The sequence below is a fragment of the Variovorax sp. 679 genome (genome assembly GCF_003952185.1).
GTDB lineage: Bacteria > Pseudomonadota > Gammaproteobacteria > Burkholderiales > Burkholderiaceae_C > Variovorax.
Map to the genome: position 1 here is coordinate 387,046 of NZ_RXFS01000005.1, position 22,969 is coordinate 410,014.

General features: G+C 67.6%; 24 protein-coding genes. 9 read left to right on the forward strand and 15 right to left on the reverse strand.

The window, feature by feature from the left end; genetic code table 11:
* The first annotated feature begins 61 nt into the window (after window positions 1-61).
* On the forward strand, window positions 62-796 hold the full coding sequence (pxpA, locus tag EJO71_RS15110; protein ID WP_125949292.1) for a 5-oxoprolinase subunit PxpA: 735 nt from the start codon (window positions 62-64) through the stop codon (window positions 794-796).
* 29 nt (window positions 797-825) lie between these two features.
* Here the strand turns inward: pxpA and EJO71_RS15115 are convergent, their stop codons facing one another.
* The gene (locus tag EJO71_RS15115; RefSeq protein WP_125949291.1) at window positions 826-1,755 is read right to left on the reverse strand and encodes a LysR family transcriptional regulator; all 930 of its coding nucleotides are present in this window, start codon (window positions 1,753-1,755) and stop codon (window positions 826-828) included.
* Between the two features lie 211 nt (window positions 1,756-1,966).
* Between EJO71_RS15115 and EJO71_RS15120 the strand changes: the two genes are divergently transcribed.
* From EJO71_RS15120 to pcp, 3 genes are all read left to right on the forward strand, one after another.
* Window positions 1,967-3,574: a hypothetical protein gene (locus EJO71_RS15120; RefSeq protein WP_240651391.1), complete on the forward strand. Its 1,608-nt coding sequence runs from the start codon at window positions 1,967-1,969 to the stop codon at window positions 3,572-3,574.
* Window positions 3,575-3,593: 19 nt separating this feature from the next.
* The gene (locus EJO71_RS15125; RefSeq protein ID WP_125949290.1) at window positions 3,594-3,854 is read left to right on the forward strand and encodes a hypothetical protein; all 261 of its coding nucleotides are present in this window, start codon (window positions 3,594-3,596) and stop codon (window positions 3,852-3,854) included.
* A gap of 71 nt (window positions 3,855-3,925) precedes the next feature.
* On the forward strand, window positions 3,926-4,621 hold the full coding sequence (gene pcp, locus EJO71_RS15130) for a pyroglutamyl-peptidase I (RefSeq protein ID WP_125949289.1): 696 nt from the start codon (window positions 3,926-3,928) through the stop codon (window positions 4,619-4,621).
* A gap of 10 nt (window positions 4,622-4,631) precedes the next feature.
* On the opposite strand, the gene EJO71_RS15135 is transcribed toward pcp, so the two are convergent.
* A complete protein-coding gene (locus EJO71_RS15135) occupies window positions 4,632-5,348 on the reverse strand; it encodes an alpha/beta fold hydrolase (RefSeq protein WP_125949288.1) in 717 nt (238 codons plus the stop codon).
* Window positions 5,349-5,485: 137 nt separating this feature from the next.
* Between EJO71_RS15135 and EJO71_RS15140 the strand changes: the two genes are divergently transcribed.
* Together EJO71_RS15140 and EJO71_RS15145 are read left to right on the forward strand one after the other, a co-directional pair.
* Window positions 5,486-6,130, forward strand: a complete 645-nt coding sequence (locus EJO71_RS15140) for a Yip1 family protein (protein WP_125949287.1) — start codon at window positions 5,486-5,488, stop codon at window positions 6,128-6,130.
* Between the two features lie 31 nt (window positions 6,131-6,161).
* Window positions 6,162-6,860, forward strand: coding sequence for a histidine phosphatase family protein (locus EJO71_RS15145; protein ID WP_125949286.1), 699 nt, complete (start codon window positions 6,162-6,164; stop codon window positions 6,858-6,860).
* A 7-nt stretch (window positions 6,861-6,867) separates the two neighbouring features.
* On the opposite strand, the gene EJO71_RS15150 is transcribed toward EJO71_RS15145, so the two are convergent.
* The 3 genes from EJO71_RS15150 to EJO71_RS15165 form a co-directional block, all read right to left on the reverse strand.
* The gene (locus EJO71_RS15150) at window positions 6,868-8,472 is read right to left on the reverse strand and encodes an amidohydrolase family protein (protein WP_125949285.1); all 1,605 of its coding nucleotides are present in this window, start codon (window positions 8,470-8,472) and stop codon (window positions 6,868-6,870) included.
* 127 nt (window positions 8,473-8,599) lie between these two features.
* On the reverse strand, window positions 8,600-9,958 hold the full coding sequence (locus EJO71_RS15155; protein ID WP_125949628.1) for a tetratricopeptide repeat protein: 1,359 nt from the start codon (window positions 9,956-9,958) through the stop codon (window positions 8,600-8,602).
* Between the two features lie 200 nt (window positions 9,959-10,158).
* Window positions 10,159-10,557: a 4-oxalocrotonate tautomerase gene (locus EJO71_RS15165; protein ID WP_125949284.1), complete on the reverse strand. Its 399-nt coding sequence runs from the start codon at window positions 10,555-10,557 to the stop codon at window positions 10,159-10,161.
* 115 nt (window positions 10,558-10,672) lie between these two features.
* Between EJO71_RS15165 and EJO71_RS15170 the strand changes: the two genes are divergently transcribed.
* Together EJO71_RS15170 and EJO71_RS15175 are read left to right on the forward strand one after the other, a co-directional pair.
* Window positions 10,673-11,533 (forward strand): LysR substrate-binding domain-containing protein, encoded by an 861-nt coding sequence (locus tag EJO71_RS15170; RefSeq protein WP_125949283.1) that lies wholly within the window; start codon window positions 10,673-10,675, stop codon window positions 11,531-11,533.
* A gap of 41 nt (window positions 11,534-11,574) precedes the next feature.
* Window positions 11,575-12,201, forward strand: a complete 627-nt coding sequence (locus EJO71_RS15175; protein ID WP_125949282.1) for a YitT family protein — start codon at window positions 11,575-11,577, stop codon at window positions 12,199-12,201.
* Here EJO71_RS15175 and EJO71_RS15180 read toward each other — a convergent pair.
* From EJO71_RS15180 to EJO71_RS15210, 7 genes are all read right to left on the reverse strand, one after another.
* Window positions 12,186-13,601, reverse strand: coding sequence for an amidase (locus EJO71_RS15180; protein ID WP_125949627.1), 1,416 nt, complete (start codon window positions 13,599-13,601; stop codon window positions 12,186-12,188). The two genes, EJO71_RS15175 and EJO71_RS15180, sit on opposite strands and share 16 nt — an antisense overlap.
* Before the next feature lie 28 nt (window positions 13,602-13,629).
* Window positions 13,630-15,117 (reverse strand): ABC transporter substrate-binding protein, encoded by a 1,488-nt coding sequence (locus EJO71_RS15185; protein WP_125949281.1) that lies wholly within the window; start codon window positions 15,115-15,117, stop codon window positions 13,630-13,632.
* Window positions 15,118-15,334: 217 nt separating this feature from the next.
* The gene (locus EJO71_RS15190; RefSeq protein WP_125949280.1) at window positions 15,335-16,828 is read right to left on the reverse strand and encodes an ABC transporter substrate-binding protein; all 1,494 of its coding nucleotides are present in this window, start codon (window positions 16,826-16,828) and stop codon (window positions 15,335-15,337) included.
* Between the two features lie 114 nt (window positions 16,829-16,942).
* Entirely contained in the window at window positions 16,943-17,776 is an 834-nt protein-coding gene (locus tag EJO71_RS15195; protein ID WP_125949279.1) for an ATP-binding cassette domain-containing protein, read from the reverse strand.
* A complete protein-coding gene (locus EJO71_RS15200) occupies window positions 17,773-18,762 on the reverse strand; it encodes an ABC transporter ATP-binding protein (RefSeq protein WP_125949278.1) in 990 nt (329 codons plus the stop codon). Before EJO71_RS15200 ends, EJO71_RS15195 begins: the two co-directional genes overlap by 4 nt.
* 5 nt (window positions 18,763-18,767) lie before the next feature.
* Complete coding sequence (locus EJO71_RS15205) at window positions 18,768-19,643, reverse strand: ABC transporter permease (protein ID WP_125949277.1); 876 nt, start codon at window positions 19,641-19,643, stop codon at window positions 18,768-18,770.
* Window positions 19,640-20,590 carry an ABC transporter permease gene (locus tag EJO71_RS15210; RefSeq protein ID WP_125949276.1) on the reverse strand — a complete coding sequence of 317 codons (951 nt, stop codon included), beginning with the start codon at window positions 20,588-20,590 and terminating at the stop codon, window positions 19,640-19,642. Before EJO71_RS15210 ends, EJO71_RS15205 begins: the two co-directional genes overlap by 4 nt.
* A gap of 103 nt (window positions 20,591-20,693) precedes the next feature.
* Here EJO71_RS15210 and EJO71_RS15215 point away from each other — a divergent pair, with 103 nt between their 5' ends.
* Window positions 20,694-20,981 (forward strand): YfhL family 4Fe-4S dicluster ferredoxin, encoded by a 288-nt coding sequence (locus tag EJO71_RS15215; protein WP_125949275.1) that lies wholly within the window; start codon window positions 20,694-20,696, stop codon window positions 20,979-20,981.
* Here the strand turns inward: EJO71_RS15215 and EJO71_RS15220 are convergent.
* The 3 genes from EJO71_RS15220 to EJO71_RS15230 all read right to left on the reverse strand — a co-directional run bounded on the left by EJO71_RS15220 (window position 20,978) and on the right by EJO71_RS15230 (window position 22,919).
* Window positions 20,978-21,310 carry a hypothetical protein gene (locus EJO71_RS15220; RefSeq protein ID WP_240651390.1) on the reverse strand — a complete coding sequence of 111 codons (333 nt, stop codon included), beginning with the start codon at window positions 21,308-21,310 and terminating at the stop codon, window positions 20,978-20,980. The two genes, EJO71_RS15215 and EJO71_RS15220, sit on opposite strands and share 4 nt — an antisense overlap.
* A 213-nt stretch (window positions 21,311-21,523) precedes the next feature.
* On the reverse strand, window positions 21,524-22,156 hold the full coding sequence (gene pth / locus EJO71_RS15225; RefSeq protein ID WP_125949273.1) for an aminoacyl-tRNA hydrolase: 633 nt from the start codon (window positions 22,154-22,156) through the stop codon (window positions 21,524-21,526).
* Window positions 22,157-22,241: 85 nt separating this feature from the next.
* Window positions 22,242-22,919 carry a 50S ribosomal protein L25/general stress protein Ctc gene (locus EJO71_RS15230; RefSeq protein ID WP_125949272.1) on the reverse strand — a complete coding sequence of 226 codons (678 nt, stop codon included), beginning with the start codon at window positions 22,917-22,919 and terminating at the stop codon, window positions 22,242-22,244.
* Window positions 22,920-22,969 lie beyond the last annotated feature (50 nt).

Genomic DNA, 22,969 nt, shown 5'->3' on the forward strand with positions numbered 1-22,969 from the left:
ACTTTGCAGAAACCCCCGAGATAGTCGCAATAGAACCGCGACAGGAAAAGGAAGCCCCACCATGCAGATCGACCTCAACGCAGACCTCGGTGAAGGCGCCGGCAACGACGAAGCCCTGCTCGCACTGGTGAGCTCCGCCAACATCGCCTGCGGCTGGCACGCGGGCGACGCGAAGACCATGCAGCAGTGCGTGCGCTGGGCGCTGCGCAACGGCGTGGCCATCGGCGCGCATCCCAGCTTTCCGGACCGCGAGAACTTCGGCCGCAGCACCATGCACCTGCCGCCCGAGGAGATCGTGGCCAACGTGCTCTACCAGGTGGGCGCGCTGGCTGCCATCGTGAAGGCCGAGGGCGGCAAGCTCTCGCACGTGAAGGCGCATGGCCAGCTCTACAACCAGGCCGTGAAGGAGCCCGAACTCGCCGATGCGCTGTGCGAGGCCGTGCGCCGCTTCGACCCCTCTCTCAAGTTCTTCGGCCTCGCGGGCAGCAACATGATCGACGCGGCCCGCCGCGCCGGCCTCGTGCCCGTGGAGGAAGTGTTCGCCGACCGCGGCTACATGCCCGACGGCAGCCTCGTGCCGCGCAGCCAGCCGGGGGCGCTGATCGAGAGCGAGGAGCAGTCGATCGCTCAGACGCTCTCGTTGGTGCGCGACCGCCGCGTGACCGCCATCGACGGCAGCATCGTGCCGGTCAATGCGCAGACCGTGTGTCTGCACGGCGACGGCGCTCATGCGCTTGCCTTCGCGCGCCGCATCCGCGAGCGGCTGCAGGCCGAGGGCATCTCGGTGCGCGCCTGATCTGAGCTTTTCCCGCCTTCCGGCGCGGCTCACGCGCCCGTGAGGTTGCTGACCCAGCGCTCCCCCGCCTCGACGCAGTAGTCGACCACGATCGCCCGCGTCAGCCGCGCGACTGCATGCACCGCCGGCGCCGTGTCGCGCAGGTGGGCCACGGTGATCGTCATCGGCGGAAGCACCGGCCCATCGCGCAGTTCGAGATAGCCCGCGCCCAGCTCGTCGCGCACGAAGATCGGCGGGATCGCCGCCACGCCGAAGCCGCCCTTCGTGAGCTGGATGATCGACTGCACCGAAGGAAAGCTGCACACGCGCGGCTCCGCGGCGCATCCGGCGAACAGCGCCCTGACATGCGCCCGCGGCCCCGATGTCCGCGAGAAGGTGAGCAGGGGCACCCGCTCCAGGTCCTCCAGCCGCAGGTCCCTCCCGTCCGGCAGCATCGCGGGGCGGGCGATCCACCGCATCGGAAAGCGGCACAGCGGCGCGACGGCCGTCTCGCCGTCGCCGGCCGCCTCGGTCATGTCGTCGTTCTGGATCAGCAGGTCGAACTTGCGCTGGCGGAACTGCTCGCGCAGGTTGTGGGCCGTGTCCACGGTGATGTCGGGCTCGATCGCCGGCAGCCGGTCGCCCAGCGCGTGGATCAGCTGCGTCAGCCAGGTGTGGACCACGGTTTCGATGACGCCGATGCGCACCCGGCCCGACGGCGGCGCGTCCGGCCGCACGGAGAGCTTGAGCTGGCGCTCCAGCGCGAGCATCTGCTCGGCCTGGCTCACCACCTGCTCTCCGATGATGGTGAGCTTGAACCCGCGCTGCGAGCGGTCGACGAGCGGTACGTCCAGCTCTTCTTCCAGTGCCTCGATGCGCTTGGACACCGCGGCCTGCGTGGTGCACAGGACCTGCGCCGTCTGGCGGAAGCTCTTGAGTCGGTCGAGCATGACCAGCGTCTCGAGAAAACGGGTGTTCATTGGTAAATCTTCTCCCTGGCTTCGGCGTTCGTTGAGTTTTTGTTATCGGTTTGTTCAACAAAAACTCGTTCGACAGCCGTCGGGGGCACATGTTTTCATGAAGCCGTCATACAGACACAGAGGTGCAACCCGTCCTTTCCATGGCTGCAGAAGTCGTGCCAGGCGGGGCCTCCCGGCTTTCATGTCACACATCAACAGGGAAGGATGAAGAATGAAACGGACGACGGCTACCCGCCGGCTGGCGGCGCGCGCCACGCTCGGAGCGTGTTGTGCACTGGCGCTGGCCAGTTGCGGCGGTGGAGGCGGCGGCGGCGGGGCAGATCCGGCGACGCTGGCGGCCATTGCTGCTGCCGCGGCCGCCGCCGCGGCCGGCTCTGGCACCACGGCGCCGCCGGCGCCCGCGGTGCAGCCGCCAGCGGGAAGTCCGCCACCTGCACCTGCGCCTGCGCCGCCGGCTCCCCCGCCGGTCCAGGCCAAGTGCGCCATGGACACCAGCGTGCAGCCGTCCTACGAAGAGCAGCGGCTGCCCAACAAGCTCTCCAGCAGCGACGCGTCCAGCTTCTCGGCGCAGCTCCTGCAGGCCAGCGGCTTCGACAGGTTCGGCCCCGACTTCGCCAGCACGCTGTGCACCAACGGCATGGCGGGCGCTTCGAGCTACGACCAGGCCGTGACCCTGCTCAGGACCGAGGGCACGAAGCTCTGGCAGGCCGCGCTCGACCGCGTGCAGGGCCGCAAGGTGCAGGGCACGCTGCCGAAGAGCGACGATCGCATGCTGTACTGGGCCCGCCTCACGATGACGCTGGTGCTGCGCCAGTGGAAGCCCGACTTCCCGCTTTCCGACGACCAGCGCGCGGCCCTGCAGAACGAATTCGAGCGTGCCTCGCGCGGCCAGTACGCCATCGACTTTCCCGAGGGGCCGAAGTACAAGCGCATCCTGGTGAGCGGCTTCGACCCCTTCACGCTGGGCACGCCGGGCGTGGACGGCAACCCGAACATCCGCATCGGCAATCCCTCCGGGGCGACCATCCTTTCGCTGGACGGCAATACCGTGGCACTGGCCGACGGCAGCACGGCGGTGATCCGCACCTTCATCCTGCCGGTCAACTACGGGCCGTTCATCCTGGGCATGCAGGAAGACACGCTGGGGGCCTGGTTCAAGCCCGGCATGAAGCGCGCCGACGCGTCGGTCAGCATGAGCCAGGGCGGCGGCGAGTTCGACCTGGAGCATTTCAACGGCCGCTACCACCTGGCGAGCATTCCGGGCAACGACAACGTCTGGCCGGCCTGCGCGGATGGCGGCTCCTTCCCTTCCTCGCTCGACTGCGACATCCATCCGCCCGAGCGCTGGCTGGGCTATGCCTCGAAGCCGTGGGTGATGAATTCGCCGCCGCAGTTCACCGAATCCACGCTGCCGTTCCAGAAGATGATCGACGCCAACACCGGCGCGGGCGTCACCAACTGGGACAACCCGCAGAAGCCGACGACGGGCTGGGCTGTCGTGCGCCGCGACTCCTATTCGACACGGGCCTGCTTCAAGGGTGCGGTGGGGCCCTTCGACCAGAGCTGCGCGAGCACGGGCGGCGGCGGCAACTATCTTTCCAACGCGAGCGCCTACCGCAATACCCTGCTGCGGGATGTTTTCAAGCTGCAGATACCGGCGGGGCATATCCACACGCCCGTCATGACGGCCTTCGGCAGCGGCAGCGACGGGAAGATCACGGACGCAACCTTCGAGGGCCGTCGCGACTCCATCGTGGCTCAGGCCCGCAACCTGGTGATCGCGCTGGCGAACAGCCTCGTGGCGGCGCCGGCACCCTAATCGAATCAGGAGCATGAACATGATCAAACAAGCGCTTCACGCTGCTGTCCTCGCCAGCCTGGCCATCTGCGGCGCCGCGCTGGCCCAGCCCAGCGGCGGCTTCTACCTGCTGAAGAACAAGGAGAGCGGCAAGGTCCTGTGCTCGCAGAACCCGATCAGCCCGGACTGGGTCCGGCAGGCGGGGCCGTTCAAGGACCAGGACTGCAAGATCGAGCAGAAGTCCGAGCCCGTGCGCACCGACCTGCCTGCGAACCCGCTCGACCTGGCGCCCAAGAAGTAGAGAGGAAGCAAAAGCGTCAGGGCGGCGGCTGGCGTCTTGCAGTACCTTCCGGGGTACTGCCGGACATCGCCATGACCAGGAAACCGAAAGCTCCACCGCCGCCTTCCTCATCGACGCCTCTGCGCGTGCTGCTCACGGGCTTCGAGCCCTTCGAGCAGGAGACGCTCAACCCCTCGTGGGACGCCGTGCGCGCCCTCGACGGCTGGAATGTTGGCCGCGCGACCGTGCATGCGCGCCTGGTGCCATGCGTCTTCGGCGACGCCATCGATGCGCTGATGCGCGCGATGGACGAGTTGCAGCCGCAGCTGGTGCTGTGCATCGGCCAGGCCGGCGGGCGCGCGGAGTTCACGCCGGAGCGCATCGCGATCAACATCGACGACGCGCGCACCACCGACAACAAGGGCCAGGAGCCCATCGACGTGCCCGTGGTGCCCGGTGCCCCCGCCGCCTACTTCTCGACCTTGCCGATCAAAGCCATGGTGCGCGAGCTGCGTGCGGCCGGTGTGCCTGCCTCGGTGTCGAACAGCGCGGGCACCTTCGTCTGCAACCACATCTTCTACGGCCTGATGCACCGCATCGCGATGCATCCGGTGCCGGGGCTGCGCGGCGGCTTCATCCACATTCCCTACCTGCCGGAGCAGGCCGCGCGCTTTCCGGGGGCGCCGAGCATGTCGCTCGAAACGCTGGTCAAGGCGTTGCGCATCGCCGTGACCACCGCGCTCGCGGTGCAGCAGGACATCGCCGAGACCGGCGGCCAACTGCACTGAAGCTGCGGGTTCAGGCTGCCGTGGCGGGGAAGTGCTTCGCCAGCCAGCCGTTGAGCGCGGCGTTGACGAGATCGGGCTTTTCCATCGTCAGCATGTGGCCGCAATCGGGCACCCACACGACCTGCGCCTGCGGCAGCATCGCCGCCATCTCGGTCGTGCACTCCGGCGGCGCGAGCCGGTCCTCGTTGCCGCACACCAGCAGCACGGGGGCGCGCACCGACGCAAGGTGCAGGCGCGCATCGGGCCGGCGCATCACCGCGCGGTTCTGGCTGATGAGCTGCGCGGCGCCCGCGCCGAGCACGATGTCGAGGTAGCGCTGCACCAGCACCTCGTCGGCGGCCTGCGCGGGGTGGAAGGCGAAATAGACGTTCGGCTCGATCACGTCGCGCAGCTCGCCGCGCTCGAAGTATTCGATGGCGCCTTCGCGCAGCGTGAACATCTCAGGCGTCTCGGGCCGCGCGCTGGTGCCGAGCAATGCCAGCCCGGCGATGCGACCGGGTGCCTGCCGGGCCGCTTCCATGGCGACCATGCCGCCCATCGAGGCGCCGCAGAGCACCAGCGGCCCGTCGTTGTCGCGCAGCACGGCTGCGGCCATGCCCTCGATGGTGTCGTTGTGCCGCTGGGCGTCGCTCACGCGCGCGCCGAAGGCGGAGGGAAGGGCGGGCAATTGGGCTTCCCAGATGCGCTCGTCGCAGGCGAGGCCGGGCAGCAGGATCAGGTTGGGCATGGAGACGGATTCTGCGCGATTGCAGCCACCGGCGTGGCGGTCGGGCAATGGCATAGGTCGCGGCATAGGCCTCATGGCCAGCAGCCACCGGAGGCCGGCCTCGACATACTCCAAGGCACATGTCCGGGAACCCTGCAATGAATCTGGTCGAACGCGTCCAAGCCATCCTGCTCAAGCCGAAGGCCACCTGGCCCGAGATCGACTCGGAGCCGGACGACGCCGCATCGCTCTACAAGAACTACGTGATGATCCTCGCGCTGATTCCCGCGGTGGCCAGCTTCATCGGCCTGTCGCTGATCGGCATCGGCGCCTTCGGCGTGAGCTTTCGCGTGCCGATCGTCTCGGGAATCGCGAACATGGTCGTGGGCTACGTGCTGTCGCTGGTGATGGTGTTCGTGCTCGCGCTCATCATCGACGCGATGGCGCCGACCTTCGAGGGCACCCGCAGCCAGATCGGCGCGCTCAAGCTGTCCGCCTATGCCAGCACGGCGGCCTTCGTCGGCGGTGTCTTCAGCCTGCTGCCTTCGCTGTCGGTCATCGGCGCGCTGGCGGCGCTCTATGGCGTCTACCTGCTCTACACCGGCCTGCCGGTGCTCATGAAGTGCCCGCCCGACAAGGCAGTCGCGTACACCGCCGTGGTGGTGGTCTGCGCCATCGTCGGTGGCTTCATCATCGCGTGGGTGCTGGCGTTGCTCACGCCGTCGCCGATGCGACTGGGCGCTGCGTCCGCGGCCGATGCGGTGGTGGCGGTCGTGCAACAGGGCACGGGCCTGAAAACCTGAGCGTCACGCGCAAGGTGGAAAATGGGCGGCAATGCCAACGCCCAAGCCCGACACCACCACCGACCTGATCCTCATCCGCCACGGCGAGACCGCCTGGAACCGCGAGCTGCGCTTCCAGGGCCATGCCGACGTTCCACTCAACGACATCGGCCACGAGCAGGCCCGCCGGCTCGGCCTGCGGCTGGCGAGCGAGACGGCGGCGCAGCACATCATCAGCAGCGACCTCATGCGCGCGCAGCAGACTGCCGCGCCGGGGGCGCAGCAGCTGTCGCTGCCGGTGGTGACCTCGGCGGCGCTGCGCGAGCAGTTCTTCGGCGTGGTCGAGGGCATGCGCTCCGAAGAGATCCAGAGCCTGCACCCCCGCGCCTGGGAAGAGTGGCTGGAGTTCCGCGAGGACCACGCCATGCCCGAGGGCGAGACGGCGCGCGAGTTCCACACGCGCATCGTCGCTGCGCTGGGCGGCATCGCCGCCGCGCACAAGGGCCAGCACCTGATCGTGGTCACCCACGGCGGCGTGCTCGACATGGTGTGGCGCACCGCCAGGGGGCTGAGCCTGAGCGGGCCGCGCCGCAGCGAGATTCCCAATGCGGGCTTCAACCGCATCCGCATTGCCGATCCGCAGCGGCCCGACGACATCGAGATCGTCGAGTGGGCCGACACGCGCCATCTGGCCGACCTGCCGCCGCAGCCGACCTACGACCAGACGCGGCACCTGAAGAACAAGGACTGAGGCAGGCTCAGCCGCTCGAGCTGCAGCTTCCAGCCTTCGGCGTGCGCAGCAGCGGCTGGCCGGCGCCCACGCCCGTGGGCTTGCCGCCGTCGACAGCGAGCTGTCCGTTCACCAGCACCGTGGTCACGCCCTCCGACAGCAGCGTCGGCTGCGTGTAGGTGGCCTTGGCCGCATAGCGCGCCGGATCGAACACCACCACATCGGCGTAGTAGCCCGGGCGCAGATGGCCGCGCTGCTTCAGCCCCAGCGTGTCGGCCGTGAGCGACGAGCTGCCGCGGATGAACTGCGCCAGCGAGATCGTGTGTTCCTTCACCACGTACTGGTCGTACTTGCGAGCGAAGGTGCCGTAGGCGCGCGGATGGCCCATCGACGAGTCGGACGATGTCATGACCCACGGCCGCTTCATGAAGGCGCACACGTCGTCGTCGCTCTGGTTGAACGAGGCGATCATCAGGTCGCCGTCGCGCAGCACGGCGATGGCGGCGTCGATAGGATCGGCGTTCGACGCCTTGGCCACGTCGGCCAGCGTCTTGCCTACGTACTTCGTGCTGCCGGCCGAGAACAAAATGGCCTCGGGGCCGCCGCGCAGCCGCAGGTTCTCGCGCATGTCCTTGCGCAGGCGTTCCTGCTGCGAAGCGTCGTCGAAGCGCTGCAGCGTCGCGGCGCGGCCACCTTCGTTGGCCCAGGGCGGCAGCAGCGCGGCGGAGAAGCGGGTGCTCGACGCGGTCCATGGATAGTGGTCGGCCGTGATGTCCAGGCCGCCCGCGCGTTCCTTCTCGATGCGCTTGATGATGTCGCCGCTCTGGCCCTGCACGTCGACGCCCAGCGCCTTGATGTGTGCCACGTGCACCGGCAGCTTCGCCTCGTGGCCGATGCGGATCACCTCGTCGATGGAACCCTTGAGGCCGATGTTGTACATCGACTCGTCGCGGATGTGGCTGTCGTAGATGCCGCCATGCCGCGCCGCCACCTTCGCGAGCTCGATGACTTCCTCGGTCTTCGAGAAGTTCTGCGGCGTGTAGAACAGGCCGGTGGAAAGGCCCAATGCGCCTTCGCACATGCCCTGGCTCACGCGCTTCTTCATCGCCTCGAGCTGTTCGGGCGTCGGCGCACGATTGGCTTCGCCCAGTTCGCTCATGCGCACCGGGCCGAAGCCCACGTACATGGCGACGTTGGTGCCCACGGGCGCGGCGCGCAGTTTCTGCGTCTGCGCCGCGATGTCGAAGCCGCCGAAGCCGTCGTTGCCGATCACCGCGGTGGTCACGCCTTGCGTGAGGAACGGAATGTTCAGGCGCTTCTTCGGGTCGTTGGAGTGCAGGTCGGCATCCGCATGCGTGTGCGCGTCGATGAAACCCGGCGCCACCACCATGCCCGTGGCATCGATGACGCGCTTCGCGGTGAACTGCGCCGATGCCGCCTTGCCGGCGAACACGATGCGGTCGCCTGCGATGCCCACGTCGCCTACCACCGGCGTGTCGGAGTCGCCGGTGTAGACGGTGCCGCCGCGCAGCAGCAGGTCGAGCGCGACGGGGGTGTCGCCGGCGGCATGCAGGGTGGGAGCGAAGGGCGCGAGGGTCGAGAGAACGGCCAGCGTGACGAAGGACTTGCGCATGGAGTGTCTGGCCCGTGAAGGCTTCTTGTAGAAGGAGTGCGGCCAGTTTAGGAGCCGCCTCCGCGCCCTCGCCAATTCCTTTTGCACCATGCCCCATGACCTGAAGGCATGGGCTGCCGGGCTATGTTCAGGTGTGTGTCGTGAGCTGCCCGAGGCCGAGCCGCTCGTACACCGCAGCCGTCTGCCGGCGCAGCCGCAGCGACTCGGGCTGGCCGTTGAGCTGCTGCTGCAGGATGCCTTGCGCCGCTGCCAGCGAGGCTTCGGTGCCGCTGCGCACCAGCGCATCGAGGTACACCTGCTCGAACAGGTCGCGCTGCGCATGGCTGCCGCCGATCTCGATCATGCGCGGCAGCGCCGCGCCAAGGCCTTCGATGGTCGCTGCCAGATCGCCGCGCGCATGCGCCACCAGTCCGTGCGCGGCCGGCACGCACACGCGCTGCCATGCCGCGCGAGTCGATGCCGGTGCGTCCGGCGCGAAGGCCACGATATTGCGCAGCAGCACTTCGGCCTCCGGGCGGCCGGCGCGCGCGAGGCCGTAGAGGTATTGCAGGTCGAGAAAGGGCAGCACATGGTCGGCCTGGCGTTGCTGCAGGTAGCCCGCCACGTCGTCCCAGCGATTGCCCACGTCGATGCCCGCGAGCTCCAGCCGCGCGAGCAGCGACACGGCGCCGATCTGGTCCTGCGAATAGTCCTTCACCACGCCCCAGGCGTGCTCGTCGTACACGGCGAGCGCCTCGGCATCGCGGCCCAGGTCGATCAGGAACAGCGCCATGTGCCACCAGTTGTGCGTGACCATGAATGAATTCAGCCCGGTCCACGTGTCGCTCACGCCCCGCATGAACGCCAGCCCCTCGGCGAGACGGCCTTCGGTGAGCATCACGTGCGCCAGCGCGTGATGCGCCCACGGCTCCTTGCGGCACATGGCGACGGCGCGGCGCGCGCTCGCCTCGGCCTCGCGCATCAGGTGGCATTGCTCGTAGCCGAAGGCCGCCATGCCGTGCACGTAGGGCACGTCGGCCGCATGCGGCAGCACAGCCAGCGCGAGCCGCAGCATGCCGGGGCAGTCGCCGGTGTTGAAGCAGTGGTACTGGCCGAGCTTGACCGACACCAGATCGCGCGGATGCTCGTGGGCCTGCTCCGTGTGCAGCGTGATGGCGCGGGCGATGTCGCCGTCGGCCCAGGCTTCGATGGCCGCGATGTAGCGTTGCTCGCGCGGTGTTGCGCGCGCAGCACCGGCGCGGGCCTTCGCGAGGAACGGCCGCGCATTGGCCGCGGCCTCGCGCGATTCGGCGAACAGGTGCAACGTGGCGCAATAGGCCTGCACGATGGGGCTCGCATCGGCATCGGCCACCGCGATCAGGTTGACGGCACGGGCCTCGCTGGAGATGAAGCCCATGACGAAGTCGTCGACCAGCGGCAGGCTGGCGGGGTCTTCGAGGGTGAGAGGGTTGCCGAGGCTGTCGGCGGAAGATTTTCCGGAGGGCATGGCGGCATGGTGCCATGCCCCGGATTGCTTCGGCACAGCACTGGCTTTTTCACGGCGCTGTTGCTGGTTCGCTATGCATGAAATTGCCACTGCCAAGGCCAGGAACACCGCGGAACCGGCTTGGCCGGGCCGCAGGTGTTGCCCCCGGAAGGGGGTTGGCGTAGCGACACGAAGTGCGCGAAGCCTGGGGGTGAGCCCATCTAGACACCGGCTTGTTGATGGCGGTACTCCTGTGTCTTGCCGCCGTAGCCGTAGGCCGCGCCGCGCGCGTCGATCACGTGGATGTACGACACCTCATGCAGGTCCGGCCGGATCCTCGCCATCGCCGCATGCACTTCGCGAAGGTAGCGCGCCTTCTCGGCCTTGGTGTTGGTCTCGTCGGTGATGCTGATGTCGAGATGGAAGGCCGACTTGCCCAGAGAGGCCAGTGACTGCCCGCCGATGAACCAGGCGTCGGCTGCGATGTACTGCACGGTGATGGCGATGACCGGCAGCTGCTTGCCGAGCACGCTCTGCGTGAGCTCGGCGACTGCGTCGACGGTCTTGCGGGTGAGGTCGGCGTCGGGTTGGCCGGAGAGGTGGACGACGATGTGGGGCATGGTGAACTCCTTGGATGAACGGGTTGTCGATGGGGTGATTGTGGAAGTCTGTTCGTCATCGGAAAAGCGGGAAGATATGATGCATTCCATCGGAATAACGGATGGATAAAAAGCCATGCAGGGATTCGACCTGGAGCAACTGCGCACGCTGGCTGCCGTCGTAGACGCCGGCAGCCTCACTGCGGCGGCGCCGCGCGTCTTTCTTTCTCAGTCGTCCGTGAGCGAGCAGATCCGCAAGCTGGAAGAGCGCGCGGGGCAGTCGCTGCTCACGCGCAGCAAGGCCGGTGTGTCGCCCACCGAGGCAGGCGCGCGGCTGCTGGGCTATGCGCGGCGCATCCTGGCATTGAGCGACGAGGCCTTCCGCGACCTGCACGGCGAGACGCTGCAGGGCGAATTGCGGCTCGCCGTCACCGACTACTTCCGGCCCGGCGACCTGACGCGGCTGCTCGGGCGCCTCGGCGAGAGCTATCCGCAGGTGCGGCTGAACGTCACCATCCTGAAAAGCGACGCCCTGCGCGCCGCCTACGCACGCGGCGACTTCGACGTGGCGGTGGGAATGAACATCGCCGGTGTTTCCGCCGCACAGCTCCGCGCGTCGGTGATCCGGCGCGAGTCGCTGGTGTGGCTGGGCGCGGCGGGCATGCGGCTCGTGCGCGGCGAGCCGGTACGCCTGCTGGTGCTGCCCGACACCTGTTCGCTGCACCAGTTCACCGTGGCGCTGCTGCGGCGCCGGCATGTGCCCTATGTGCTGGCGCACGTGGCGTCGGGCGTGGCGGGGCTGCAGTCGGCGCTGGCGGCGGGGCTTGGCGTGGCCTGTCTCAACGAGTCGGCGATCAGCGAAGGGGTGACGCGGCTCGCCACGCCCCACGGGTTGCCGGCGCTGCCGCGCGTGGCCTTCGAGTTCCTGCCCGGCCGCCGGGGCGAAACGGCGTTCGTGACCCGGGCCCGGGAACTGCTGGCCACCCATCTGGTGTGAGCCGGGCGTCGGGGTGGCGCAAGATTTGCGTCAGGTTCGGCATGGACGCGCCACCTCCCACCACCCAGCCAGACTGGCTACGCCATTCCCGCTTCGACGACGCCCAGGCGATCTTCTCGGGCACGCTTTTCGTCGCCATCGCCATGATGCTGTTCGGCCAGGCGGGCCTGCTCACGGGCGGCACGGCCGGTATCGCCTTCTTGCTGCACTACGCCACGGGAGTGAGCTTCGGAAGGCTGTTCTTCCTGGTCAACCTGCCGTTCTACTGGTTCGCATGGCGGCACATGGGGCGGGCGTTCACGATCAAGACCTTCTCCGCGATTGCCTTGCTCTCGGTGATGACCGACTGGGCGCCGCGCTACCTGTCGATCGATTCACTGCATCCGGCCTTTGCGGCCGTGCTCGGCGGGCTGCTGCTGGGCACCGGCTGCCTGTTCCTCGCCCGCCATCGCGCGAGCCTCGGTGGTGCGACCGTGTTGACGCTGTACCTGCAGGAAAAACGTGGCTGGCCCGCGGGCAAGGTGCAGATCGGGATCGACTGTACGGTGGTCCTGCTTGCCTTGTTCGTGATTCCACCGCAGCGCGTGGCGTGGTCGGTGCTAGCCGCTGTCGTGATGGGGATTTTTCTCTGGGTCAACCACAAGCCGGGGCGTTACGCCGCGACCTGAGGCTGCTGCTGACCAGGCGGCAGGGGCCAGGGCCGCTGCGGTTCCCGGATCTGCTCGAAGGCCCGCGCCACGCGCAACACGCCGAGATCGTCGAAGCGTTGTCCGGCAATCTGCAGCCCGATCGGCAATCCCGAAGCCGAGTACCCGCAATTCACCGAAGCCGCAGGTTGTTCCGACATGTTGAACGGCACCGTGAACCCGATGTGCTCCAGCGGCCGCAGCGGGTCGTTGGTGGGCGAGGGCGCCTCGGCTGCGGCCGGCATGTTGGGCGACACCGGCGAGATCACGTAGTCGAAGCGCGCGCAGGCACTCACCGCGGCCACGCGCGTCGCATGGAACTGGCTGAAGCTGCGGAACACATGCTCGCCGCTGAACTCGGCCGCGCTCTCGGCCCATTCGCGGATGTAGGGCAGTACCTTCGAGCGCTGGTCGGCCCGCAGCCCCTTCATGTCTACCAGCGAGCGCATGCGCCACAGGTGGTCCATGCCATCGAGCATGGCCTGCGACATGAAGGGCTGCATCGGCTCGATGATGGCGCCGGCCTTTTCCAGCAGGCGTGCCGCCTGCTCGACTGCCTCCTGGATCTCGGGCTCCACCGCCAGTCCGCAGCCCGCGTCCAGCAGCAACCCGATGCGCAGGCCGCGCAGATGGTCGGGCGACACGTCGAAGCCGGCCCAGTCGATGTCCTGTGCCGGCAGGCTCATGCTGTCGCGCGCGTCGGGCTTCGACAGCGCCTGCATCAGCAGTGCGGCGTCGCCCACGGTGCGCGTCATCGGCCCGGCGGCGCGGCCCATGTAGGGCGGGTCGATGGGAATGCGGCCCAGGCTCGGCTTGAGCGTGAAGATGCCGCACCAGCTCGCCGGCAGGCGCAGCGAGCCGCCGATGTCGGTGCCCAGGTGCAGCGGGCCGTAGCCCGCCGCGGCGGCCGCACCGGCACCCGCGCTGGAACCGCCGGGCGTGAGGCGCAGATCCCACGGGTTGCGCGCCAGCGTGTGGAAGCTCGAAAGCCCCGAGGACAGCATGCCGTAGTCCGGCATCGTCGTCTTGCTCACGATCACCGCGCCTGCTTCCTTCAGGCGCGCGGCCGGCGGTGCGTCGGCGGTTGCGGGCTTCAGGTCGACTGCGGCGGTGCCCGCGGGCATCGGGTCGCCGCGCGTCGCGATGTTTTCCTTGATGGTGGCCGGCACGCCGTCCAGCGGCCCGCGCGCATCGCCGCGCAGCCAACGCGCTTCCGACGCACGCGCCTGTTCGAGCGCCGCCTCGGGCCTGAAGAGCCAGGTGGCCTGCAGGTGCGGCTCCCAGCGCTCGACCTGCGCGATCACGGCCTGCGTGACCTCCACCGGCGAGAGCTTCTTTTCGCGGTACGCGGCGGCGAGTTCCTGCGCGGACAGGTCGCTCATCAGCGAGGGGGCGTCGGACACTGCCCGCTCAGCCCCAGGACAGCGCCGACAGGTCGTTCACGAAGATCGGGTTTTCCTTCCAGATGCCCTTCACGCTCTTCTTTGCGACCGTCGGGAACTGCGGCTGGTAGAGGAAGCCGTTGGCCGCGTCGGTGGCCAGCATCTTCTGTGCGTCGCCCAGCAGCTTGTTGCGCTCGGTGGCGTTGGCGGTGGTCTTGATCTTGTCGAACAGCGTGTCGAAGGCCTTCGACTGGTAGCCCCAGTAGTAGTCCGGCTTGGCGTAGTTGCCGAGGTCGAAGGGCTCGACGTGCGACACGATCGACAGGTCGTAGTCCTTGTTGCCGTAGGTGCCGCTGAGCCATTGAGCCCACTCGACGTTCTGCACCTTCACCACAATGCCGATCTTGGCCAGTTGGGCCACGATCACCTCGCCGCCCTGGCGCGCGTACGGCGGCGGGGGCAGCGTCAGCTTCAGTTCGAGCGGCGTCTTCACGCCGGCCTCGGCCAGCAGCTTCTTGGCCTTCTCGACGTCGAAGGGGTTGATGCCGGTGGTGTCGACGAAGCCCGCCGCGCCCGGCACGTAGTGGCTGCCGATGGGCACGCCGAAGCCGTCGGCGGCGCCTTCGATGACGGCCTTGCGGTCGATGGCGGCGAGGATGGCACGGCGCACGCGCACGTCGTCCAGCGGCTTCTTCCTGTTGTTGATCGACAGGATGGTCTTGGCGCGCGAACCGGCCAGGATCACCTGGAACTGCGGATTCATCCTGAACTGCTGCACCACGCGCGTGCCGATGCGCGGGAACACGTCGATGTCGCCCGAGAGCATGGCCGCGGCCTGCGCAGCGGTGTCGGAGATGAAGCGGAAGGTGACCTTGTTGATCTTCGCGGTGGCCGGGCTGCGGAAGCCTTCCCACTTGCTCAGCGTGATCGAAGAGCCCTTGGCCCAGTTGTCAAGCTTGTAGGGGCCGGTGCCGACCGGCTTGGTGGCGTTGCCCTCGGCGCTCTTGGGCTCGACGATGACAGCAGTGGCCTGGCCCAGCACGAAGGGCAGGTCGGGGTCGATCTCCTTGTTGATGACCACGACGGTGTAGTCGTCGACCACCTGCGTGCTCAGGTTGGCGAAGGTGCGCTTGTCCTTGTTGGTGCTCTTCTCGCTGCCGGCGCGGTCGAACGAGAACTTGACGGTGGCCGCGTTGAAGGGCTCGCCGTTCTGGTACTTCACGCCGCGGCGCAGCTTGAAGGTGTAGGTCTTCAGGTCGGGGGAGATTTCCCAGCTCTCGGCCAGCAGCGGCGTGACGCTGCCGTCGGAGTTGATCTTGGTGAGCGTCTCGAGGATGTTGTACTGCACCACCTCGGCGATGGCGGCCGCGGCGCCGGTGGTCGGGTCGAGCCCCGGCGGCTCGAGCGCCATGCCGATCACGATGGCGTCCTTCCTGCCCTGCGCCATGCCGGCGAGCGGGGTGGCCAGCGCTACGGTGGCGCCGGCGGTGGTAAGGAGGGTGCGACGGTTCAACATACGTGTGATCTCCGGAAAAACAGGCCAGGTTCGAATGACGACTACTGCTCCGGCGTGCGCCATGCCCCGAAGGGAGGCGCGACGCCGCGAAAGACACGGCACGCAGCACGAAAGATGCCACGTGCACGGCCGGTCATTCTCTCGCAGCGGGCGCGCCGGTGCGCGGGCCCCGGGCCGGTTTTTCCTCGGGACGTTCCCGTAGGCGGTGGTGCCTCGCTCAGGCCCAGGACAGGGCCGCGATGTCGTTCACGAAGATCGGCGTGTCCTTCCACAGCCCGCGCAGGTTGCGCCCCGCCACGGTGATGAACTGTGGCTGGAACAGGAAGACGTTGGCCGCGTCCTCCGCCAGCAGCCGCTGCGCGTCGCCCAGGTAGCGCAGCCGGTCGGCCGGGCGCGCGGCGTCGCGCGCCTTGTCGAAGATCTCGTTGAACTTCGCCGACTGGTAGCCCCAGTAGTACTCCGGCTTGGTGTAGTTCACCAGGTCGAAGGGCTCGACGTGCAGGATCAGCGAGAGGTCGTAGTTCTTGTTGCCGTAGGTGCCGCTGATCCATTGCGCCCATTCGACGTTCTGGATCTTCGCGACGATGCCCACCTTGGTGAGCTGCGCGGCGATGAGTTCGCCGCCCTGGCGTGCGTAGGGCGGAGGCGGCAGCACCAGCTCGAGTTCGAGCGGCGTCTTCACGCCGGCTTCGGCCAGCAGCTGCTTCGCCTTCTCGACGTTGTAGGGGTTGATGCCGGTGGTGTCGACGTAGCCCGGCGCACCCGGCACGTAGTGGCTGCCGATGGCGATGCCGCGGCCGTCGACGGCCGCTTCGATCACCGCCTTGCGGTCGATGGCAGCCGAGATCGCGCGGCGCACGCGCACGTCGTCGAGAGGCTTGCGCCTGTTGTTGATGGCGAGGATGGTCTTGCCGCGCGAGGCGTTGAACACCACCTGGAAGCGCTTGTCGTTCTGGAACTGCGGCAGGCTGCGCGACACCGACGCATGCGGGAACAGGTCGATGTCGCCTGAGAGCAGCGCGGTGGTCTGCGCGGCCGGTTCGGAGATGAAGCGGAAGCTGGCCTTGCGGATCTGCACCGCCTCGGCGTTGCGCCAGCCGTCCCACTTGGCGAGCCCGATGCTCGAGCCCTTGGACCAGTTGTCGAGCCTGTAGGGGCCGGTGCCGACGGGCTTGGTCGCGTTGGTCTCCACCGTCTTGGGCTCGACGATGATGGCCGAGGCCTGCCCGAGCAGGAACAGCAGGTCGGGCTCGATCTCCTTCGTGATCAGCACCACCGTGTGGTCGTCGACCACCTGCGTCGCGATGTTGGTGAAGGTGCGCTTGTCCTTGTTGGTGCTGTTGGCCGCGGCCGCGCGGTCGAACGAGAACTTCACGCTCTGCGCATTGAAGGGCTCGCCGTTCTGGAACTTGACGCCGCGCCTGAGCCTGAAGGTGAGCGTCTTCAGGTCGGGCGACACCTCCCAGCTTTCGGCCAGCAGCGGTGTGACGCTGCCGTCGGAGTTGATCTTGGTGAGGGTCTCGAAGACGGTGTAGAGCACCACCTCGGCGATCTCGGCGCCGGCCTTGGCCGTGGGGTCGAGGCCCGTGGGCTCCAGCGTGAGGCCGATGACCAGCGCATCCTTTCTCTTCTGCGCCAGGGCGAGGGTCGGCAGGGCCAGCGGTGTCAGGGCTGCGGCGCCGGTGGCGAGCAGGGTGCGTCGTTTGAGCATGAAGCGGTGTCCTCGGAACAGGGGGCAGGCATCATCCGCGACGGCGGGCGCATGCGCAACCAGATGCTTATGACCCACTCATCCTAAGCAGGGCGGGCGACGCTTCGATGTCAGTCAGGCGGCGAGCAGCGTGCCGCCAGTGGGCGTGCGGGGCACCGCGTCGAGCAATGTGCGCGTGTACTCGTGCTTCGCGTGATGGAAGAGTTCGGCGGGCGGGCCCTGCTCGACGATCAGGCCCTTCCACACCACGCACACGTCGTCGCACAGGTGGTTGACCACCGCGAGGTCGTGGCTGATGAGCAGGTAGCTGATGCCGAACTGCTGCTGCAGGTCCTGCATCAGGTTGAGCACCTGGGCCTGCACCGACACGTCGAGCGCGCTCACGGGCTCGTCGGCCACGATGAGCTTGGGGCGCGTGATGAGGGCTCGCGCAATGGCGATGCGCTGGCGCTGGCCGCCGGAGAACTCGTGCGGGTACTTGTCGAGATCGGTGGTGCGCAGGCCCACCGCGGCCAGCGTTTCGCTGGCGCGCTCGCGCTGCTCGGCGCGGCTGGTGGCTGCCAATGCCTCGAGCGGCTCGGCGACGATGCGCGCGACGGTCTGGCGCGGATCGAGCGAACCATAAGGGTCTTGGAACACCATCTGGAAGTCGCGCCGCGCCACGCGCAGCTCTTCCTTCGACAGCGCGTGAAGGTTGCGGCCTTCGAGCGAGACGGTGCCCGAGGTGGGTGTATCGAGCGCCATCACGAGGCGCGCGATGGTCGACTTGCCCGAGCCCGATTCGCCGACGATGCCCACGCTCTTGCCGGCCTGCACGTCGAAGCTCACACCGTTGAGCGCCTTCACCGTCGGCGGCGGGCCGAACAGCTTCTCGCGCGGCAGCGCGTAGTGACGCACGAGGTTGGTGACCCGCAGCAGCGGTGATGCGTTGGTGGTGGTCGCGCTCATGGTGCGATGGCTCCTTGCGCGGCGATCTCCTCGAGCCTGATGCAACGCACCGCGTGGTCGTGCGGCAGCATCGTGGCCGGTGGCGGCGTGGTCTTGCAGGCGTCGACGGTGTAGCTGCATCGACCAGCGAAAGGGCAACCCTTCGGCAGGTCGACCAGCTCGGGCACGCTACCCCTGATGGTGGCCAGCCGCTGGCCGCGCGGTGCGCCGATGGCCGGACGCGCGGCGAACAGGCCCTGCGTGTAGGGATGCGCGCGGCGTGCGAACACGGCCTCGGTCGGGCCGCTCTCGACCACGCTGCCGCCGTACATCACGAGCATCTTCGAGACCGTCTGCGCGATCACGCCGAGGTCGTGCGAGATCAGGATCAGCGCCATGCCGCGCTCGGCCACGAGGCTCTTGATCAGCTCGAGGATCTGCTTCTGGATGGTGACGTCGAGCGCGGTGGTGGGCTCGTCGGCGATCAGCAGGTCGGGCCCGCATGCGAGCGCCATCGCGATGCCGATGCGCTGGCGCTGGCCGCCCGAGAACTGGTGCGGGTACGCATCGAGGCGCGAAGCCGCATCGGGAATGCCCACGCGCTCCAGCAGCGCGAGCACTTCCTTGCGCGCGTCGGCCTTCGAGAGCCCGCGGTGCAGCCGCAACGGCTCGCCGACCTGGCGCGCGATGGTGTGCACCGGGTTCAGCGCAGTCATCGGCTCCTGGAAGATCATGCCGATGCGGTTGCCGCGGATCTGGCACATCTGCTTTTCGGGAAGGCCGACGAGCTCCGTGCCGTCGAAGCGGATGCTGCCGCCGACCTTCGCGGTCGATGGCAGCAGGCCCATGAGCGACATCACGGTGATCGACTTGCCGCAGCCCGATTCGCCGACGATGCCCAGCGTTTCACCACGCTCCAGCGTGAAGCCGATGCCGCGCACCGCCTCGGCGGGGCCACGCTGCGTCTGCAGGCCGATGCGGAGGTCCTTGACTTCGAGCAGGGGCATCTTGCTTACCTCGCCCGTGCCAGTCGGGGGTCGAGCAGGTCGCGCAGGCCGTCGCCGAGCAGGTTCAGGCCCAGCACCGCGAACGCGATGGCCATGCCGGGGAACACGGCGAGCAGGGGGGCCTGGAACATCATTGTCTGGGCCTCGCTGAGCATGCGGCCCCATGAGGGCTGCGGCGGCTGCGTGCCGAGGCCGAGGTAGGAGAGGGCGGCCTCGGCAAGGATGGCGATGGCGAAGCGGATGGTGATCTGCACGATCAGCACGGCCGAGATGTTCGGCAGAACATGCTGCATGGTGATCGCGAAGCCGCCCTTGCCACAGGCGCGCGCGGCGGCCACGTACTCGCGCGACCAGATTGCATTGGCCGAGGCGCGCGTGATGCGCGCGAAGGTCGGGATGTTGTAGATGCCGATCGCGATGATCGCGTTGACGATGCCCGCGCCGAACACCGCCGTCATCATGATGGCCGAAAGGATCGCGGGGAAGGCCAGCGAGAAGTCGGTGAGCCGCATGATGGCTTCCTCGACCCAGCCGCGCTTTGCTGCCGCGAGCAGGCCGAGCGCGGTGCCGACCACGAGACCGATGCCGACGGCGATCACGCCCACGAGGATCGACGCGCGTGCGCCCACCAGCAGCAGCGACGCTACATCGCGCCCGTAGGTGTCGGTGCCCAGCCAGTGCGCGCCCGTCGGCGGCTTCAGCTTGTTGGCCATGTCCATCTCGTAGGGGGACCACGGCGTCCACACCAGCGAGACGGCGGCAGCGAGCAGCAGGAGCAATGTCAGCGTTCCGCCCAGCACGAAGCTGCGGTGATGCAATGCGCGGCGCCAGAAGCCCGGCACCTTGAGCGCGGCCGCGTTGGGGACTGCTGCGGTGCTCATATGTCGCTGGCCTTGATGCGCGGGTCGATCACGGCGTAGAGCACGTCGACCACGAAGTTCACAATGACCACCATGGCCGCCAGCAGCATCACGCAGTTGCGCACCACGATCAGGTCGCGGTTGCTGATGGCCTGGAAGATCAGCCGGCCCAGGCCGGGAAGATAGAACACGTTCTCCACCACGATCGTGCCGGCCAGCAGTTCGGAGAACTGCATGCCCATGACCGTGATGACCGGGATCATCGCGTTGCGCAGCACGTGGGTCCACAGCACCATGCGCTGCGACACGCCTTTGGCGCGCGCCGTGCGAACGAAGTCCTCGCGCATCACTTCGAGCACGGCCGAGCGCGTGATGCGCGCGAGGATCGCGGCCTGAACGACAGCCAGCGACAAGGCAGGCAGCAGCAGCGACTTGATCCCCGCGAAGATGCCTTCGCCCCAGCCCTCGAAGCCGCCGGCGGAGAACCACTGCAGCTGCACCGAGAACACCAGGATCAAGAGGATGGCGAACCAGAAGTTCGGAATGGCGATGCCGACCTGGGCCATGCCCATGAGGCCGACGTCGCCGAGCTTGTTGTGGCGGGCCGCTGCGGTCACGCCCACCAGCAGCGCGATCACGACAGTCAGTGCCATGGCCAGCACGGCCAGGGGCACGGTGAGCGCGAGGCGTTCGAGGATCAGGTCGAGCACCGGAGAGCTGTAGGCGTAGCTGTCGCCGAGGTTGCCGGTGAGCAGGCCGCCGATCCAGTGCCAGTAGCGCGTCCATGCGGGCTGGTCGAGGCCGAGCTTGGTTGCGAGGGCTGCGACGGCCTCGGGCGAGGCGTCGGGGCCCATGAGCATCTGCGCGGCGTTGCCGGGCAGGATCTCGAGCACGAGGAAGACGATGATCGAGGCACCGACCAGCGTGCCGATCAGCGTGGCAAGGCGCTTGATTAGAAACAGACTCATGGGGCGGGGCGCAGCATAACTGACTCCTGCAACAAATGTGCCCCGAATGTGGCCTTTGTCATTCACCGGCGGCCCGTCGGCCAAGGCCCGCGATAATCGGGGGATGGCCCTCATGATCACCGACGAATGCATCAACTGCGATGTCTGCGAGCCCGAGTGCCCGAACGATGCGATCTACATGGGTGAGGCGTTCTACGAGATCGATCCGCACAAGTGCACCGAGTGCGTTGGCCACTTCGATGAGCCACAGTGCGTGCAGATCTGCCCGGTGGCCTGTATTCCCGTGAACCCCGAGCATGTGGAAAGCCGCGAGACGCTGATGCAGAAGTACCAGCGTCTCACGGCGATCAAGGTGACTGCTGCGGCATCGGCAGCGTCGTCCGGCGGCTAGTCGGCCGACTTCCGCTTCTTTTTCCTGGGAGCCGGCGCGTCGCCGGCCGCCTTCGCGCCCTGGCCGCCGCTGAAGCTCATGCTCGATCTGCGAGGCGCGCTGGCCTCCTTGCGTGCGCGGTCACGTTCCCGTTGCTCGGCCATGGCGAGCCGTCTCTCCGCCAGGGCTGCGCTCCTTGCCTCCCGCGCGGCCCGCTGGTCGCGGTCGTAGGCCGCTTTTTCCAGCGACAGCCGGCTGCGTTCGAGGCGATCGGCCTGGGTCTGGTTGTTGCGCGTCCCGGCATCGGCGGCCCGGCGGTCTTCGTTGCTGCGGTGGTCGTCCACCTTCACCGTCCTGCCGCCTTCACAGGGCTGGTCGGAATAGGTGTTGCCGCATCGCCAGGTTTGCCCAGCGCCCTGGGCGAGAGCACCTGCGGAATAGATGCATGTTGCTATCGAAAGCGTAGCAATTCCAATCCTCCCTGCTTTCGTTCCCTTTTCTCTCTTCTTCTTGGTTTTTCCACTCATTTTTTATTTCTCTCCCTCCTGCACTCCGATGGCCGGCTAGGTGGCGGCAGGCGTGCCCCCGTCGCCGGGCTCCCTCCGCGGCGGCTTGGGCCGGGGCGGTTTGCTCGTGTGAATGACCAGGGTCGCTTTCTCCATCTCGCCCGCCACCAGCGCGGGGATCGCGTGCAGGGTGCGGGTGATGGCGTCCTCGATCGCTTCGCGTTGTTCCTTGAGCGGCTTCTTGAGCACCCAGTTGACGACCTCCGACTTCACGCCGGGGTGTCCGATGCCAAGGCGCAGCCGCCAGTAGTCGCCGGTGCCCAGCTGCGCGTGGATGTCGCGCAGCCCGTTGTGGCCGGCATGGCTGCCGCCGAACTTGAGCTTGACCTGGCCCGGGACCACGTCGAGCTCGTCGTGCACCACGAGGATTTCTTCAGGTGCGATCTTGAAGAAGCGCGCGAGGGCGGCCACCGACTTGCCCGACAGGTTCATGAAGGTCTGCGGCTCCAGCAGCCAGATGCTCTGGCCGCCGATGCTCGTGCGCGCGGCGAGGCCGTGATAGCTGCGCTCTGGCACCAGGTTGAGCTTCCATTCGCGCGCGAGGGCGTCGATCCACCAGAAGCCGGCGTTGTGCCGCGTGGCTTCGTACTCGGGGCCCGGGTTTCCGAGGCCGACAAACAGCTTGATCATGGTCGTGGATTATCCGGTCCGCCGGAAAAGCAGAAGGCCCGCACGAGGCGGGCCTTCAACAAGCAACGGATGCGAAAGAAGCTGATTACTTCTTGGCAGGTGCCTTGGCGGCGGGCGTCTTGGCCGCAGCCTTGCCACCCTTGCCGGCCGGAGCGGCTGCTGCATCGGCAGCGGCGCCTTCGGCGGGAGCGTCGACTTCTTCAGCCGCCGGCGACACGGCCGAAGCCAGCACCGGGTTGACCTTGCCGTGGCTGACCCACTTCACGCCCTTGGGCAGCTTGATGTCCTTCAGCGTGACGGTGCCGTTCTTCTTCAGGCCCGACAGGTCGACTTCGATGAACTCGGGCAGATCGCTCGGCAGGCAGTTCAGTTCGAGTTCGGTCGTCACGTGATTGACCAGGTTCAGGTCGATCTTGACGGCTTCGGATTCTTCTTCACCCTTGAAGTGCAGCGGCACCTTCATGGTCATGCGGGTCTTGGCGTCCACGCGCTGGAAGTCGATGTGCTGCACCAGCTGGCGGAAGGGGTGGTATTGCACGTCGCGCAGCAGAACCTTGCTGACGTTGCCGCCCAGTTCCATCTCGAGAACGCTCGAGTGGAAGGCTTCCTTCTTGAGGGCGTGCCACAGCGCGTTGTGATCGATCTCGATCAGTTGCGGCTGGGTGTCGCCACCGTAGACGATGCCCGGGGTCTTGCCCGTGATGCGGAGACGGCGGCTCGCACCCGTGCCCTGCTTTGCGCGCTCAAAAGCGACGAATTTCATAACTAGCTCCTGTGAGAGTCCACCGCGACCAGTGCGACTCCGGTTCAAAA